This window comes from Acinetobacter sp. YH12106, from assembly GCF_013418995.1.
Lineage (GTDB): Bacteria > Pseudomonadota > Gammaproteobacteria > Pseudomonadales > Moraxellaceae > Acinetobacter > Acinetobacter pseudolwoffii.
In genome coordinates this window covers 1-15,359 of sequence record NZ_VPAV01000024.1, presented here as the reverse complement: position 1 = coordinate 15,359, position 15,359 = coordinate 1, and the positions used below count along the sequence as shown (strand labels likewise).

General features: G+C 44.7%; 14 protein-coding genes. 13 read left to right on the top strand and 1 reads right to left on the bottom strand.

Annotated elements, in window-relative coordinates; translation table 11 throughout:
• The first annotated feature begins 24 nt into the window (after positions 1-24).
• From nirD to FTU45_RS13045, 12 genes are all read left to right on the top strand, one after another.
• Complete coding sequence (nirD, locus tag FTU45_RS13100; RefSeq protein ID WP_180076541.1) at positions 25-1,635, top strand: nitrite reductase small subunit NirD; 1,611 nt, start codon at positions 25-27, stop codon at positions 1,633-1,635.
• A gap of 180 nt (positions 1,636-1,815) precedes the next feature.
• Entirely contained in the window at positions 1,816-4,593 is a 2,778-nt protein-coding gene (locus FTU45_RS13095; RefSeq protein WP_180076540.1) for a nitrate reductase, read from the top strand.
• Positions 4,590-5,216, top strand: a complete 627-nt coding sequence (locus FTU45_RS13090; RefSeq protein WP_180076539.1) for a molybdenum cofactor guanylyltransferase — start codon at positions 4,590-4,592, stop codon at positions 5,214-5,216. The genes FTU45_RS13095 and FTU45_RS13090 overlap by 4 nt, the downstream gene beginning before the upstream one ends.
• A 230-nt stretch (positions 5,217-5,446) precedes the next feature.
• Positions 5,447-6,472: a GTP 3',8-cyclase MoaA gene (gene moaA / locus FTU45_RS13085; RefSeq protein ID WP_180076538.1), complete on the top strand. Its 1,026-nt coding sequence runs from the start codon at positions 5,447-5,449 to the stop codon at positions 6,470-6,472.
• 2 nt (positions 6,473-6,474) lie between these two features.
• Positions 6,475-6,741 (top strand): MoaD/ThiS family protein, encoded by a 267-nt coding sequence (locus tag FTU45_RS13080; protein WP_004280351.1) that lies wholly within the window; start codon positions 6,475-6,477, stop codon positions 6,739-6,741.
• A 1-nt stretch (position 6,742) separates the two neighbouring features.
• Complete coding sequence (locus FTU45_RS13075) at positions 6,743-7,285, top strand: molybdenum cofactor biosynthesis protein MoaE (protein WP_180076537.1); 543 nt, start codon at positions 6,743-6,745, stop codon at positions 7,283-7,285.
• Between the two features lie 70 nt (positions 7,286-7,355).
• Positions 7,356-8,279 carry a bifunctional molybdenum cofactor biosynthesis protein MoaC/MoaB gene (moaCB, locus tag FTU45_RS13070; protein ID WP_180076536.1) on the top strand — a complete coding sequence of 308 codons (924 nt, stop codon included), beginning with the start codon at positions 7,356-7,358 and terminating at the stop codon, positions 8,277-8,279.
• Complete coding sequence (locus FTU45_RS13065; RefSeq protein WP_180049387.1) at positions 8,276-9,517, top strand: molybdopterin molybdotransferase MoeA; 1,242 nt, start codon at positions 8,276-8,278, stop codon at positions 9,515-9,517. Before moaCB ends, FTU45_RS13065 begins: the two co-directional genes overlap by 4 nt.
• 47 nt (positions 9,518-9,564) lie before the next feature.
• Positions 9,565-10,329 carry a molybdate ABC transporter substrate-binding protein gene (gene modA, locus FTU45_RS13060; RefSeq protein WP_180076535.1) on the top strand — a complete coding sequence of 255 codons (765 nt, stop codon included), beginning with the start codon at positions 9,565-9,567 and terminating at the stop codon, positions 10,327-10,329.
• Positions 10,330-10,335: 6 nt separating this feature from the next.
• A complete protein-coding gene (gene modB, locus FTU45_RS13055) occupies positions 10,336-11,019 on the top strand; it encodes a molybdate ABC transporter permease subunit (RefSeq protein WP_180076534.1) in 684 nt (227 codons plus the stop codon).
• A 1-nt stretch (position 11,020) separates the two neighbouring features.
• Positions 11,021-11,662 (top strand): ATP-binding cassette domain-containing protein, encoded by a 642-nt coding sequence (locus FTU45_RS13050; protein WP_180076533.1) that lies wholly within the window; start codon positions 11,021-11,023, stop codon positions 11,660-11,662.
• A 330-nt stretch (positions 11,663-11,992) separates the two neighbouring features.
• Positions 11,993-13,342, top strand: coding sequence for an MFS transporter (locus FTU45_RS13045; protein ID WP_180076532.1), 1,350 nt, complete (start codon positions 11,993-11,995; stop codon positions 13,340-13,342).
• Positions 13,343-13,640: 298 nt separating this feature from the next.
• On the opposite strand, the gene cynS is transcribed toward FTU45_RS13045, so the two are convergent.
• Positions 13,641-14,090, bottom strand: coding sequence for a cyanase (cynS, locus tag FTU45_RS13040; protein WP_180076531.1), 450 nt, complete (start codon positions 14,088-14,090; stop codon positions 13,641-13,643).
• Positions 14,091-14,376: 286 nt separating this feature from the next.
• Between cynS and FTU45_RS13035 the strand changes: the two genes are divergently transcribed.
• Complete coding sequence (locus FTU45_RS13035) at positions 14,377-15,186, top strand: formate/nitrite transporter family protein (protein WP_004280337.1); 810 nt, start codon at positions 14,377-14,379, stop codon at positions 15,184-15,186.
• Positions 15,187-15,359: the final 173 nt, after the last annotated feature.

The window sequence follows — 15,359 nt, the reverse complement described above, 5'->3', positions numbered from 1 at the left end:
ACACCACAGTCAGGGAGAATGAAAATGACAATTTTAAAAGATATGAACGAACTGAACTGGTACGAAGTCTGTCATCTGGATGAGATCACCCCGAATACTGGTGTTGCAGCTTTGATTGAAGATCAACAGATTGCAATTTTTCGCGTGGGTCAGGAACAGCGGGTGTATGCGCTCAGCAATCAGGATCCGTTTAGTCTGGCCAATGTCATGGCACGTGGCGTTCTGGGCGATCTGCAAGGTGAGCGTGTAGTCGCATCCCCAATTTACAAGCAGCATTTCAGTCTGGTGACCGGCCGTTGTCTGGAAGAGCAAGATCAGAAATTACTGGTATTTCCAACCCGAATTGAAAATGGCACAGTCTTTATCAGCCCAACTGCACAAAAGACCTATATTTCCAGTAATGGTCAAAACACAGAGCGTTTAAAACTGGTATTGGTCGGGAATGGGCTGGCGGGTATGCGCTGTCTGGAAGACTTGCTGGATATGGCGCCAGATCGTTATGACATTACCGTGATTGGGGAAGAGCCATGGGGCAATTACAACCGCATCATGTTGTCACCGGTATTATCTGGTGAGAAAAGTTTTGCCGAAATTATGTTGCATTCAGTCGACTGGTATACTGAAAAAGGTATCCGTTTTATTGGCGGAGATGCAGCACTCTCTATCGACCGCTCACGCAAACAGGTGCATACCGGAAAAGGCGAAATGGTTGCTTATGATCGTCTGATCCTCGCCACTGGTTCCAAACCTTTCGTACCGCCAATTCCGGGTGCTGAACTTGAAGGCGTGATTAGCTTCCGGGATATTCAGGATGTTAACCGCATGCTGGATTACTGCAAAACCAAGCAAAACGCCGTCGTGATTGGGGGCGGCCTGCTGGGACTGGAAGCAGCTTATGGACTGAAGCAGCAGGGGATGAATGTGACTGTGCTGCACCTGATAGACCGTATTATGGATCGTCAGCTGGATATGAAAGCCAGTCAAATGCTGAAAAAATCAATTGAAGATAAAGGTATCCGGATCATTACCGAAGCCAACACCGAAGAGCTGCTCGGTATTGATGGTCACGTGACTCAACTGCGTTTAAAAGACGGGACAGTGCTGGATGCCGATCTGGTGGTCTTTGCCGTCGGGATTCGTCCGAATAAAACTCTGGCTGAACAGGCTGGCTTGCGCTGCAATCGTGGAGTGCTGGTGAATGACACCATGCAAACCTATGACCCGAGTATTTATGCAGTGGGGGAATGTATTGAGCATCGTGGCCAGACCTTTGGACTGGTTGAACCATTATGGGGACAGGCTTTTATCTGTGCGACACATCTGGCTGAACATGGTCGACTGACCTTTAAGGCACCGACTGTTCCGACCCAGCTTAAGGTCAGCGGATGTGATGTCTTCTCAGCCGGAAATTTCGAACCGCAGGATGATTTTGAAGATATCGTGCTGAATGATGAAAAACGTCAGATCTATAAACGGATCATTATTCAGCAGGACAAAGTCATTGGTGCAGTGCTATTTGGCGATACCGAAGATGGGGCTTGGTATGCAGAACTGATTGCGGACCAGACACCAATTAGTAATATCCGCAGCAAACTGCTTTTTGGTCGGGATTTTGCATTAAAAAAGGCAGGGTAATCGGATCAATCTCCCAACCCCTCTTAAAACAAGAGGGGAACCTCTCTCCTTTATTAAAGGAGGGTTGGGGAGGATTAAAGCTTTTGAGACATAGAAAAAATTTAAATCAAACCTGTAAAAGCTAGATATCAGCGTTTTGGTGAAACAAGTGAATTTGGATGATTAAGGAGCGCAGCAGCAATGAATAGTATTCCGGTTATGGAACTACATAGCTCTACTGAATCCCAAATAAAAACCACTCAGACGACCTGTCCTTATTGTGGAGTAGGCTGTGGTGTCATCGCGCACGTAAGCCAAACCCCGATGGGTGAAAAGGTTCAGATTGAAGGCGATGTTCAGCATCCTGCGAACTTGGGCAAGTTGTGTATTAAAGGCAGTCATCTTGCCGATACACTTGGCTTAAAAACCCGGCTTCTGCATCCGATGACAGGTCGAAAAGAACAGCGGCAAATAAGCACTTGGGATCATGCCATTTCTAGTATTGCCAATAAATTTCAGCAATGTATTGATCAGTATGGACGCGACAGCATCGCCTTTTATGTCTCCGGCCAGCTTTTGACTGAAGACTATTATGTGGTGAACAAGTTTTTAAAGGGCTATCTTGGTACTGCCAATATTGATACCAATTCAAGACTGTGCATGTCATCTGCTGTGGCTGCACATAAGCGGGCTTTTGGCGAAGATCTGGTGCCGGCCAGCTATACAGATTTTGAGCAGACAGAAATGGTGGTTCTGGTCGGTTCCAATACCGCCTGGTGCCATCCGGTGCTTTATCAGCGCATCATGAAAGCCAAGGAAGAGCGGGATTTATTTGTGGTAGTGATTGATCCACGCTTTACTGCAACCTGTGAAGCGGCAGATTTACACTTACCTATTTTACCAGGTCAGGATGTCGCGCTGTTTAATGGCCTGTTACAGTATCTTCAGCAAAATGGCTATACTGATCTGGATTTTGTTACACAACATACCCAAGGTCTGGAGCAGGCACTTGCCAGCAGCTCGACAGAGTCATCACTTGAAAGCGTGGCAAAGCGTACTGGTATTGCTATTGAAAAATTAACCTTATTTTTTCAGAAATTTGCCCAGACCGAAAAAATCATGAGCCTGTTTTCCATGGGTGTAAACCAATCCTCTCAAGGAGTAGACAAGGCCAATAGCATTATCAACTGTCATTTATTGACAGGGAAAATAGGCAAACCCGGTGCGGCACCTTTTTCCATGACTGGACAACCGAATGCGATGGGCGGACGGGAAGTCGGTGGGCTGGCCAATATGCTGGCCAGCCATCTAGATTTGGAGAACCCGCAGCATCAGCAACTGGTGCAGGACTTCTGGCAAAGCCCGGTCATCGCGCGGCAGCCCGGATTAAAAGCAGTAGATTTATTTCAAGCGGTGGAAAGCGGAAAAATCAAGGCCGTCTGGATTATGGCCACCAATCCGATCGTGAGTTTGCCCAATGCAGATCAGGTTAAACGCGCTCTGGAAAAGTGTGAATTTGTAGTGGTTTCTGATATTTGTCTCGACACTGATACCACGCAATATGCCGATGTACTGTTACCGGCACTGGGTTGGGGCGAAAAAGATGGCACAGTCACCAATTCGGAGCGCCGTATTTCACGGCAAAAGGCCTTTTTGCCGGCTCCGGGTGAAGCCAAAGCAGACTGGTGGGCCATTTCCCGGGTGGCTCAGGTCTTAGGTTTTCGCGGTTTTGACTTTAACAATAGCCATGACATTTTTCTGGAACATGCCCGTTTATCTGCCTATCAGAATGGTTCACTTTCGCAACGCGCAGATACGCCAAATTTCCGCTATTTCAACCTGCAAGGTTTAACTCATCTCAGTTTTGCAGAATATCATAATCTGGCACCGATCCAGTGGCCAGTCTGGGATAAGCAAGAAGTTCATCAGGTTGGTCAACTATTTAGCCAAGGCCAGTTTAGCCATGCAGATGGCAAAGCCAGATTGGTGCCAACAGTTGCAGCCGATCCGGTACATGCTATTTCTACTGAATATCCGCTGATCCTAAATACCGGACGGATCCGCGATCAATGGCACACCATGAGCCGTACCGGATTATCTGCCAGTTTATCCCAGCATCGTGCCGAGCCTTATTGTGAGTTGCATCCGCAAGACGGGTTGAAATATGGCCTGAAAGATGGCGAGCTGGTCGAGGTGAAATCCGCTTGGGGAAGTTGTGTACTCCGTGTGCAATTTTCACAAAATATGCGACGTGGCCAGATTTTTGCACCGATTCACTGGAACGACCAGTTTGCGTCCGATGCGCGGATTGGCAAAGTGGTGAATCCGGTGGTTGACCCGATTTCCGGCGAGCCAGAGTTTAAGCATACTCCGGTGATGATCCAGCCATTTTATACTCAGTGGCAGGGCGTGCTGTATGTACGGGAAGGCTTTAAACAACAGATCCAGACCATGATTAAAAATACGGTGTGGTGGAGCAAAATTCAAACCACTCAGGCCATCCGTTATGAACTGGCAGACCGGCGCAGGTTTTCTGACATCACCGGGCAGATCAAGAGTCTCTTAGACTTTAATGATGAAAGCTTTGAATGGCTGAATCTCGAAGATCAAACGGCGCATATCAGTCATAGTGTGGTTCTTCAGGATGGCCAGTTAATTGCCAGTTTTTATATCGCACCGGCGGCATTATTGCCAGATCGTGACTGGGTGGCTGGCCTGTTTAGACGTGAACGTCTGAGTGCATTACATCGTAAAGCATTGCTGGCAGGTCAGGCCATGTCGATGGGAAATAGTGAAGGAGCATTGGTCTGTAGCTGTTTTAAGGTCGGCGAGAACCGAATTATTCAAACCATTAAAGATAAAAATATCACGCATGAAAAACAGGTGACTGCATGTCTAAAAGCCGGAGGAAATTGCGGTTCGTGTTTGCCAGAAATTAGAGGCCTGATTAAGGCCTGCCAGACGGAGTGCATAGAATGAAAAGAAGAGTGATGAAGACGGTGTCTTATCTGGAAACCGACGTGGTGATTCTGGCCGGAGGTTTAGCGCGGCGCATGAATGGCATCAATAAATTGCTGCACAAATTTGATGATGAAATCCAGCTGATTAAAATCCATCAGCAACTGAAGTCCCGGGCAAGCAAAGTCTGGGTCAATAGCCATCGGGATCATTCCATTTATAAACGGATGATTCCTTCGATCGACTTTTATCAGGACGATGAACCCGGTTTTCAGGGACCATTGATGGGCATGAAGAGTGCCTGGTCATATGTACAATCTGATTATGTGCTGTTCGTGCCTTGTGACGTGACCTATATCCCCAAAAAGGTCATTTCACGTTTACATCAGGCCTTGCAACGACATCCTTTATCTGAAGTGGCGGTAGTTGAAATCAATGAAAAGGCATTGTTTCCATTCTGTCTGATGAAACGCAGCAGCTTCCCCACGCTTATCCAACACCTTGAAAATGATCAGCACAGTTTAAAACTCTGTTTTGCTGACATGCACATGCAGCGGGCAAGTTTTAAAAATCGTGCCCTGTTTTTCCACAGCATTAATTCATTTGATGAGCTACAGCAGCATCAACAGCTTAACTTTCTCTAGCGTTTAAAATGCTAAAAGCCGAATTATCATATTCTGGCTCACCAAAATATTGCTTTTTTTATTTTTCGAACAAAATTTCGGACTAAAAAAGAACAAATATTATCCATTAATATTATTTAAAAATAAATTTGTGCAAAGTTGGAACACTTATTGCTCATTCATTGTGAAGAAATAGGGCAGTAAATCAAGACTGTTAAATAACCGTGCAGATCTCATCATGGACCGCAGCAATGAACAGCATGAAAGTTTTAGCATCTCGCAGTATCTTTCAGGATCAGTTTGGACGCCAGAAACGTAAGTTGCGGATATCAGTAACTGACCGTTGTAATTTCAAATGCAGCTATTGCATGCCTGAACATCCGGAATGGATGAACAAAAAAGATTTGCTCAGTTTTGAAGCCCTGTATGCTTTTTGCGAGTTTATGGTGCGACACGGGATTGAGCAGATCCGGGTGACGGGGGGCGAACCGTTGATGCGTCAAGGTATTGTTCATTTTATTGCCCGCTTACAGACATTGAAAGCCTTTGGCCTGAAACGTATTTCCATGACCAGCAATGGCCATTATTTAAAAGATTATGCCCAACCGCTTAAACGCGCAGGACTCGATGATCTGAATATCAGTCTAGACAGTCTTGATCCAAAGCAGTTTCAGCAACTGACCCAAAAACAGTTACAGCCTGTACTTCAAGGTATTTCTGCCGCACAGCAGGCAGGTTTGACCGTCAAGATCAATAGTGTGCTCATCAAAGGCATCAATGACAATCAGATTATTCCTTTGGTGAAATGGGCACAGCATCAGGCTATAGAACTGCGTTTTATTGAGTTTATGCCCCTCGATGGCGATCAGAAATGGAATCCGTCTGATGTCATCAGTGAGCAGGATATCCTGGATCAACTGAAAACTGAATTTGATGTCCAGGTATCTCAAGGACAAGGCGCCAATCCAGCCCGTGGCTATTTGGTCAATGGGCAGCCTTTGGGGATTATTTCCACCATTACCCATTCATTTTGCAGTGATTGTGACCGTCTGCGCCTCAATGCCCAAGGTGAATTTTATAACTGTTTATTTGCCAGACAAGGCCTGAACCTTAAGGCAGATATCGAACAACTGGCGCTGGATCATTTCGCCACACAGACATTTCAGCACAAGCTCCACGCTTATATCTGGCATAAAGAGGCCGGCTTCCATGCGATCCAGCAATCACCAATACAAAAGCCGATCCGAAAAATCAGCATGCACAGCATTGGAGGGTAAATATGTCACTCACTCAGCAAAAATTAATTCATATCAAAATAGAAGCCTTCGGTGCGATTGAACGACAAATTCCCGCAGATTTAAATTTGCAATGCGAGTCTGAAATTCATGTTTCTGAAGTCCTGAACCAGTTGCTATCCCTCTATCCCGATATACAGCCCATGCTGGAACGTTGTGCCTGTGCAATCGGTGAAGACATTATTTCCAGACAGAATGTTTTAAATCGTGACAGTACGCTGGTGCTGTTATCGCCGGTAGCAGGAGGCTGAGATGCAACTCAAGTCACTAAAACAATTTGCCCGAATCCAGCAGACTGCTTTTAGTCTAGAGGATTTTGATGGTATCCAGCATTTTCCGGAATGTGGTGGAATCGGCATCTTTGTCGGAACAGTACGTAACCATCATCAGGGAAAAGCTGTGCGTGCCCTGAAATATACTGCCTATGCGCCTGTGGCTGAAAAAATGATTCGTGAAATTGAACAGCAGATCCAGACCAAATATCAGGTGTCTTATGTGCGGGTGGTACATCGGATAGGTGAGCTGGGGGTTGGGGAAACAGCCATTATTGCTATGGCTTATGCGGCCCATCGTCGTGAGGCCTTCGCTGCCTGTGAGGAAGCTGTGGAACGGGTGAAGCATGAGGTTCCGGTCTGGAAAGAAGAGTTTTATCTGGATGGTAGCAGCCAGTATGTGGAAGGCTGTTGTATTCGAAAAGATCATGGACCTGAAACTAATCACTCTCATCATGCAGAAGAAGCGCATTGTCACCATCACCATGTAGCAGAACACGCTTGCCAATCACCATCTAATTAAATGCGTCCAATGAGGATGCATAAGATGAATCACTTTAAAACAGATTTTAAAAATTAGCCTGGGATGAATCATGAAAAATGTAGGGATGAAAGCAGAAAGTTACCGTACAGCAATTGCCACTGGAATCCTGCATGCACCGCCACATTGCATTGAGCTGCTACGTAATGGCAATACTGAAAAAGGTGATGCCCTGAAAACAGCACGCATTGCCGGCATTCTAGGTGCCAAACGGACCGATGAGCTGATTCCATTGTGCCATCCATTACCGATTTATCGTGCCGATGTGGAATATGAACTGTGTGATGCACATATCGAAATTATTGCTACCGTTGAAACCATTGGACCAACTGGTGTGGAAATGGAAGCTTTGACCGCAGTCAGTCTGGCAGGTCTGACCTTGTATGACATGCTGAAGCCGCATTGTGAACCGGAAGATTTGTCGCTGGATCAATGCAGGTTGCAGCAGAAAAAAGGCGGAAAATCACATTTTACCCGCGTACTTAAAGAGAGTCTGTCCGCTTCAGTTATTGTACTGTCCGATACGGTTGCAGCAGGTAAAAAGCCGGACACTGCCGGACAAAACGTACTGGAAATTTTGCAAGAGGCTAATTTTGACGCTATTAATTATCAGGTCATTCCCGATAGCCCAGAACAGCTATTGACCCTGATTGAACAGCAGAAAAATCAGTATCCGCTGATTCTAACTGTGGGCGGTACTGGATTGGGTCCTAAAGACCTGACAGTTGAGACTCTGCAACCTTTGCTGCAACGGGAAATTCCAGGCTTGATGGAAGCTTCACGTAGTTTTGGGCAGAAACGTACACCTTATGCGGCATTAAGTCGTGGCGTGGCTGGCTATATTGAGAACAGTCTGGTGATGACCCTGCCGGGAAGTCGGCAGGGTGCGAAAGAATCCCTGATCGCGGTGCTTCCAGCGTTGGTGCACTTATTTGATGTGCAAAAAAATATTCCACATTCGGGAGGCTATCAATGAATCAGGCAATATCGCATTCAGCCTGCGGTGCTGAGCCGGGACTGATTTCTGTTGATCAGGCACTACAGATGATACTTGAGCAGACGAATGTCTTGGCAATTGAAAGCCTGCCGCTTGTTCAGACTCTGAATCGCTATCTGGCAAAAGCGATTGATTCGGCTATTCCATTGCCGCTGTTTTCACAAAGTGCTGTAGATGGCTATGCGCTTTGCAGTCCAGAAAATGTTAGTGCTCACAGCACTTTTGAACTCATTGGAGAGATTCGGGCAGGGCAAAGTACTGAAATTGAACTGCGGCCAGGTCAGGCGGTCCGGATTTTTACCGGTGCCAGGATTCCAGCAGGAACTACAACGGTCGCCCGTCAGGAAATTGTCAAATGCCATGCCAATCAAATCATTATTACAACAGACCTAAAGCCTCATACGGATATACGTGATGCAGGCGAGGAAATCGCACAAGGGCAGCGTCTGGCAGATGCAGGTCAAAAACTGCATGTAGGTGCAATTGCAGCTTTGAGCATGGCAGGCGTAAAGCAGGTTTCAGTCTATCGTTATCCTAAAATTGCTGTTGTGATTACTGGAGATGAAGTCGCTTCCAGCATTGAAGACCTGAATTCCGGAAAAATCTTTGACGCCAATGCTCCACTGATTCAGGCCTGGTTTCAATCACAGGGTCAAAACGTAGATATTCTGCATGTTTCAGATAATGAGTATGAGCTGCAAACGTTAATACATCGTCTTAAAAACCAATACGACTTCATATTGACCACAGGCGGGGTTTCGGTGGGTGATTATGATTTCATTCGTCCTGTTGCCCTGGAGCAGGGTTTTGAGCAGATTTTCTGGAAAGTGAAGCAGAAGCCCGGAAAACCGATGTTATTTGCCAAGTATCGTCGAGATGATCAAGGTTACTGTTATCTCTTGGGTTTGCCGGGAAATCCGGCTGCTGTGTATGTCGGGATGCAAATCTATACGGCAACTTTACTGAATGCCTTACAAGGGCAAAAGCAGTCACCTGCATGGCTTAGTGCGGTAATGACACATGATTTGAAAGCGGATGCACGTGAACGTTTTTTAAGAATGGCTGCAGAATTTGATCAGGGTACTTTAAAGCTCAAAAGCCTGGCGAAACAGCAGTCGCATATGTTGAGTAATCTGATGCAGGCCAATTGTCTGGTACGTATTCCGGCAGCAACAGAAATCCAAGCCGGGCATGTGGTACAAGGTTTACTGATTTGAAATGCCTGTCGCAATTCTCAATATTCGAATCACATAGAATGAGAAAGATGGATTTATTCAAAGTTCTAATCACTGGCGTGCTGTTGACTAGCCCCATGCTGTATGCCGAAACAGTTAAAATATATGCCGCAGCCAGCCTGACCAATGCGATTACTGATATTTCCAGACTATATGAGCAACAGCATCGGGACATCCAGATCGTTCCGGTTTTTGCTGCGTCTTCGGTATTGGCGAAACAAATTGCGGCGGGAGCGAGCAGTGATCTATTTTTCTCTGCAGACCTAGACTGGATGAATGATCTGATCAAGAAACAAAAAATTCAGATCGGTCAGATTCGACCTATGCTTTTGAATGAACTCGTATTGATTAGTTCTATTCAGCAAAAAAATCATTTTAAAATGTCAGCTGACTTTAATTTTGCTAAAGCCTTTCAGGGTTATTTATGTACCGGACAAATGGAATCGGTGCCTGCTGGAAAATATGCCAAACAAAGCTTAACCGGGCTGGGCTGGTTGAATCAGCTTCGAGGCAGAATTGTCGGTACGGATAGCGTCCGTTCAACTCTCGCATTTGTAGAACGTGGCGAATGTCAGGTCGGTATTGTGTATAGAACTGATGCCTTGATGAGTAAAAAAGTTAAAATTTCGGGGGTGTTTCCAGCCAGAACACATCGTCCGATTGTGTATCCGATTGCTTTAACCCGGCAGGGCCAGAAAAATCAGGCAGCAGTCCAATTTTCTGAATTTATCCAGACGAGTCCAAGGGCCAGGCAGATTTTCCAGAAATATGGTTTTAAGCTTAAGGTAGGCTAACTGCTCATGCTTACACCAGAAGAACTGAGTGCCTTAGCGCTTTCAGCCAAAGTAGCGGGCTTTGCCACAGCGGTGTGTCTGCCATTTGCTATCGCCGTAGCATGGTTACTGGCGCGTTATGAATTCAGGGCCAAATTTCTCGTAGAGGCAATATTGCAGATGCCTATGGTGCTACCGCCGGTAGTACTGGGCTATCTTCTGCTCCTGCTATTTGGTCATCAGGGTATGCTGGGGCAATATCTACATAAATGGGGAATTCAGCTGATATTTAACTGGAAAGGTGCGGTACTGGCAGCAATGATTGTGGCATTTCCTTTAATGGTTCAACCAATTCGCTTGTCTTTTCAAATGATCAACCGGCAGTTAGAACAGGTGGCAGGATCTCTGGGCGCTGCACCATGGCGGGTGTTCTGTAGCATTAGCCTGCCTCTGGCTTTGCCTGGAATTTTAATCGGCAGCATTTTATGTTTCAGCCGCAGTCTGGGAGAATTTGGTGCCACCATTACCTTTGTCGGTAATATTCCCGAGGAAACCCGCACGATTCCTATCGCCATTTATAGCCTGTTACAGCAGCCTGATGGAGAAAGCATGGCCATGCGTCTGGTCATTTTATCTCTGATTCTGGCTTTTTCAGCCTTGATTGCAAATTACTGGATCATGCAGAAGTATCAACGTAAATTGGAGGCTTAAGATGCTGAAGTGTGATTTTCAGTTTAATTACGCAAATTTCCAGCTACAGGCCAATCTGGATATGCAGACACAATTGATTGGTATTGTGGGGGCCTCGGGAAGTGGAAAAAGCACTTTTTTAAAAAACATTGCAGGGCTATTAAAACCATCACAAGGCTTTATTCATTTTCAGCAAAAAATATTATTTGATCATCAGCAGAAACTGAATATTCCTGTTCATCAGAGAAAAATTGCCCTGATTTTTCAGCAAGCCCTACTGTTTCCGCATCTGAATGTCATGCAGAATTTAAAATATGCAGAACAGCTAAACATAAAAAATAAAGGTCAGCAAAAATTTCTTTTCGAAGATATCGTTGAGCTACTTGAATTAAAGCCACTGCTTCGGTATCGGGCGCATCAGCTTTCTGGTGGACAGGCACAGCGCGTTTCTATCGGTCGTGCACTTTTATCTTCTCCCGATCTATTACTTTTGGATGAACCTTTAAATGGACTGGATCAAAAGCTGAAAAACCAGATTTTACCCTTTCTGAAAATTGTGATTCATCAAACAGATTTACCCATGATTTATGTGACCCATCATGTAGATGAAGTGGCGTATTTACAGGCGCAGGTGCTGCATTTTGAAAAGGGAAAAATTATTTGATCCAGCCCTGCACCGATTTAAACCAGCAATGACTCCGAGCAGGTCATCCTCTCGCTGTTTTTCTAACAATGCCTCAGAAGATATCTATCTTTCTCTCTATTTTTAAAAAATAAACATCTAAGTTAAAATCCTGAATATAAATTAGTTGATATAAAACAATATCTTATTCTATTTTAAAAATAATCTGGCATGACCTGTGCATATACCTGATTAAAGTCAAAGAAGACTCTACATTTGTATGACGGCCAATGACGTCCGTTCTGATCGTTACTGATATGCCTTGTGCATCACAGTGACTTAAATACGTTCAGTTCTGGTAAGGAAATGGCTATGTCTTCAAATACAAGTCTCAATAAAGCAACAAAAATAAGTCTATTTAACTTCAGTAGTTCAGCGATGCGGGCCTTCCATATGAGTTGGCTCGCTTTTTTTGTCTGTTTCTTTGCGTGGTTTGCCTGTGCACCCTTAATGCCTGTCATTGCCGGTGAATTCAGCCTGACCAAAGAGCAGATCGCCAATATCAATATTGCCGCAGTCGCTATTACAATTCTGGTGCGTCTGATCGTGGGGCCGTTGTGTGATAAATACGGTCCGCGTAAAACCTATACCGCCTTACTGATTATTGGCAGTATTCCGGTGTTTGGTGTGGCGTCGGCCAACAGTTATGAATCTTTCTTGTTTTTCCGTTTATTGATTGGCGCCATCGGTGCCAGCTTCGTGATTACCCAATATCATACCAGTATCATGTTTGCGCCAAATGTGGTGGGAACGGCAAATGCAACTACAGCAGGTTGGGGGAATGCCGGTGGCGGTGCGACTCAAGCCCTGATGCCTTTAATGCTGGCTGCTTTGGTCATGTTCGGTGTAGAACAGGCAATGGGATGGAGAATTGCGCTTCTGGTGCCGGGTATTCTGATGATCATTGTCGGTGTGCTGTACTGGAAATTCACCCAAGACTGTCCACAAGGTAATTTTAAAGAACTCCGTGCGCAAGGTATTTCTGTCGGTAGCGATAAAAAAGGTGGTCTTGCCATTCTGATACATGCCGCACGTAATTACCGTGTGTGGATTCTGTTTGGGGCTTACGCAGCCTGTTTTGGTATTGAAATTTTCATCCATAATATTATTGCCTTGTACTTTGTCGACAACTTCCAGTTTGGCCTAAAAGAAGCAGGCATGACTGCCGGAATTTTTGGTTTACTGGCATTGTTTGCCCGCGCCTTGGGTGGCATTGTTTCGGATAAAGTCGCGATTCAAAAAGGTCTGGATGGTCGAACCAAAGTTCTGTTTGCCTTGATCATGCTGGAAGGTCTGTTTCTTATTCTATTCTCGCAAATGAATAGCGCGACCTTGGCTATTATGGCGATGACCATCTTTGCCTTGTTTACTCATATGGCATGTGGCGCTACCTATGCACTGGTGCCTTTTATCGACCGTGATGCCTTGGGTGGTGTGGCCGGTATTATTGGTGCAGGTGGCAATGTCGGCGCAGTGGCTGCGGGTTTCCTGTTAAAAGGCATGCTGGATATTCAAACTACTCTGATGGTACTGGGTGGCTTGGTAGTGATTGCTGCAAGTTGTGTGTTGATGATCCGCTTCTCTGTCGAGCATAAAGAAAAAGAACAGCGTTTATATGAACAGGCCGTGACTGAACGTCATCTGGCAGAAGCACAGCAATAACACTACATTCCTGATTTAAAATGAATCAATAAAAAGGATAGCAATATCCTTTTTGTTGCTTTTGCTAACTCAATAATAAAATGATGAACCCAATATTCAGGATAGGAAGGTATTATTAAAAAAGGACAGGATGATTGAATTCATCGAATAAAAATAAAACCATTTATAGTTTATATGTTTAATTTTAGATAAAAAATTATATATATTTTAGTGACGATTTTAAAAAATAAATGAATTTAATAAGTGCAGATAAAATAAAAGCCATTTTAATAATGGCTTTTATTCTTATAGCAGAGGATTAATAAGTTTTATAAGGTAAAAACTTTCCGGATAATACGACATTCACCCGATCTCCGTTTGGGTTATTCTCACGTTGAATATCCATACTGAAATCAATTGCACTCATAATACCATCTCCGAATTCTTCATGGATCAGCTCTTTAATGGTCATGCCATAGACGCTGACCACCTCATACCAGCGATAAATCAGCGGATCTGTCGGCACACTGGTTGGCAGAGAACCTTTATAGGGTACGATTTGCAGCCAGGCGATGGCTTCATCAGTCAGTCCAAATATTTCACCAATTTTTTCCGCCTGTTCTTTATTAAAAGCCATCTGACCTAAACATGCAGCAGTCACCCATTCTTTAGAAAGGCCTATAGCTTCAGCGACATCTGTCCATTTGATAGACTTTAAAACTTTCGCTAAAATAATCATGTCTGTCACTTGTTGACGATGGCTAATCATAATCTTCTCCAATAGCTATATTTAAAAAATGACCGCTATAAATAATGCAGAGATTATGCCAATATAATTATAAGGATTAAATTTTAAAATAATTTATATGATTTTTACTAATCATTTAAAATAAATGGCATGCTATTTGCTTTTATCTATATTAAATATGGCAACGGCGCCATGACACAATTGATCTGTTTGAATAATGCAAGGCAAAGACGCCTATGGTTGAAATAGACCTTAGGCGTCTTTTATTTGCAAACAGGCAAGTAATTTATATAAAGGGGATAAAAATATGGCTTATCTTGCTCCTGCAGAGTTTGCAAAAAAAGTGGTCGATGCCGGTGAGGCAAAACTTCATATGGCCACGCGTGATGTTTTAATTCGTGCGTTTATGGCAGGCGCAATTCTGGCACTGGCAGCAGTATTTGCCGTGACGATTGCGGTACAAACAGGGGTGCCACTGATCGGTGCACTGCTATTTCCAGTCGGTTTCTGCATGTTGTATCTCTTGGGCTATGACCTGCTCACCGGGGTATTTGTATTGACTCCATTAGCCTGGTTAGACAAACGTCCTGGGGTGACGTGGGCACGTATTTTAAAAAACTGGGGTCTGGTGTTTTTAGGTAACTTTGCCGGATGTTTAACCGTGGCAGTGTTGATGGCCGCAGTCTATACCATGGGTTTCGCCGCTGAACCGAATGCGGTCGGGGTGAAAATCGCCCATATTGGGGAAGACCGGACTTTGGGCTATGCCGAATATGGCTTTGCTGGCTGGATGACAATTTTTATCCGCGGCATGCTGTGTAACTGGATGGTGTCACTCGGTGTAATTGGCGCCATGATGTCGACCACGGTCAGCGGCAAATTCATCGCGATGTGGATGCCAATCATGCTGTTTTTCGCCATGGGCTTTGAACATTCAGTGGTGAATATGTTCCTGTTCCCATTTGCCATGATGATGGGCGGTGATTTCTCGATTACAGACTATTTCTTGTGGAATGAATTACCGGTGGCACTGGGGAATCTGGTGGGTGGTCTGGCACTGACAGGTTTGGCGCTCTATACCACGCATGTACGTACTGGCGATAAAAAAGAATTCTAATCTGAGCATGATGATTTATGTCTTGAGATTAAAGGGATCAATTCGATCACTGCTGTCCCATAGTTTGCTTTAAATAAAAAAACCTGAGTCCTAACAGTTAAAATATGAGTGCAAACAAACACTTTAACGACCAGGATTCAGGTTTTGTCACATCAGAATACCGTATTTCATGA

What these genes read in the sequence shown, in the direction of transcription:
- FTU45_RS13090 (WP_180076539.1), top strand. Translation starts at nt 4,590, where the DNA reads ATGAAAAGAAGAGTGATGAAGACGGTGTCTTATCTGGAAACCGACGTG.
- cynS (WP_180076531.1), bottom strand. Translation starts at nt 14,090, where the DNA reads ATGATTAGCCATCGTCAACAAGTGACAGACATGATTATTTTAGCGAAA.
- modA (WP_180076535.1), top strand. Translation starts at nt 9,565, where the DNA reads ATGGATTTATTCAAAGTTCTAATCACTGGCGTGCTGTTGACTAGCCCC.
- modB (WP_180076534.1), top strand. Translation starts at nt 10,336, where the DNA reads ATGCTTACACCAGAAGAACTGAGTGCCTTAGCGCTTTCAGCCAAAGTA.
- FTU45_RS13080 (WP_004280351.1), top strand. Translation starts at nt 6,475, where the DNA reads ATGTCACTCACTCAGCAAAAATTAATTCATATCAAAATAGAAGCCTTC.
- moaCB (WP_180076536.1), top strand. Translation starts at nt 7,356, where the DNA reads ATGAAAAATGTAGGGATGAAAGCAGAAAGTTACCGTACAGCAATTGCC.
- moaA (WP_180076538.1), top strand. Translation starts at nt 5,447, where the DNA reads ATGAACAGCATGAAAGTTTTAGCATCTCGCAGTATCTTTCAGGATCAG.
- FTU45_RS13035 (WP_004280337.1), top strand. Translation starts at nt 14,377, where the DNA reads ATGGCTTATCTTGCTCCTGCAGAGTTTGCAAAAAAAGTGGTCGATGCC.
- nirD (WP_180076541.1), top strand. Translation starts at nt 25, where the DNA reads ATGACAATTTTAAAAGATATGAACGAACTGAACTGGTACGAAGTCTGT.
- FTU45_RS13050 (WP_180076533.1), top strand. Translation starts at nt 11,021, where the DNA reads ATGCTGAAGTGTGATTTTCAGTTTAATTACGCAAATTTCCAGCTACAG.
- FTU45_RS13065 (WP_180049387.1), top strand. Translation starts at nt 8,276, where the DNA reads ATGAATCAGGCAATATCGCATTCAGCCTGCGGTGCTGAGCCGGGACTG.
- FTU45_RS13045 (WP_180076532.1), top strand. Translation starts at nt 11,993, where the DNA reads ATGTCTTCAAATACAAGTCTCAATAAAGCAACAAAAATAAGTCTATTT.
- FTU45_RS13095 (WP_180076540.1), top strand. Translation starts at nt 1,816, where the DNA reads ATGAATAGTATTCCGGTTATGGAACTACATAGCTCTACTGAATCCCAA.
- FTU45_RS13075 (WP_180076537.1), top strand. Translation starts at nt 6,743, where the DNA reads ATGCAACTCAAGTCACTAAAACAATTTGCCCGAATCCAGCAGACTGCT.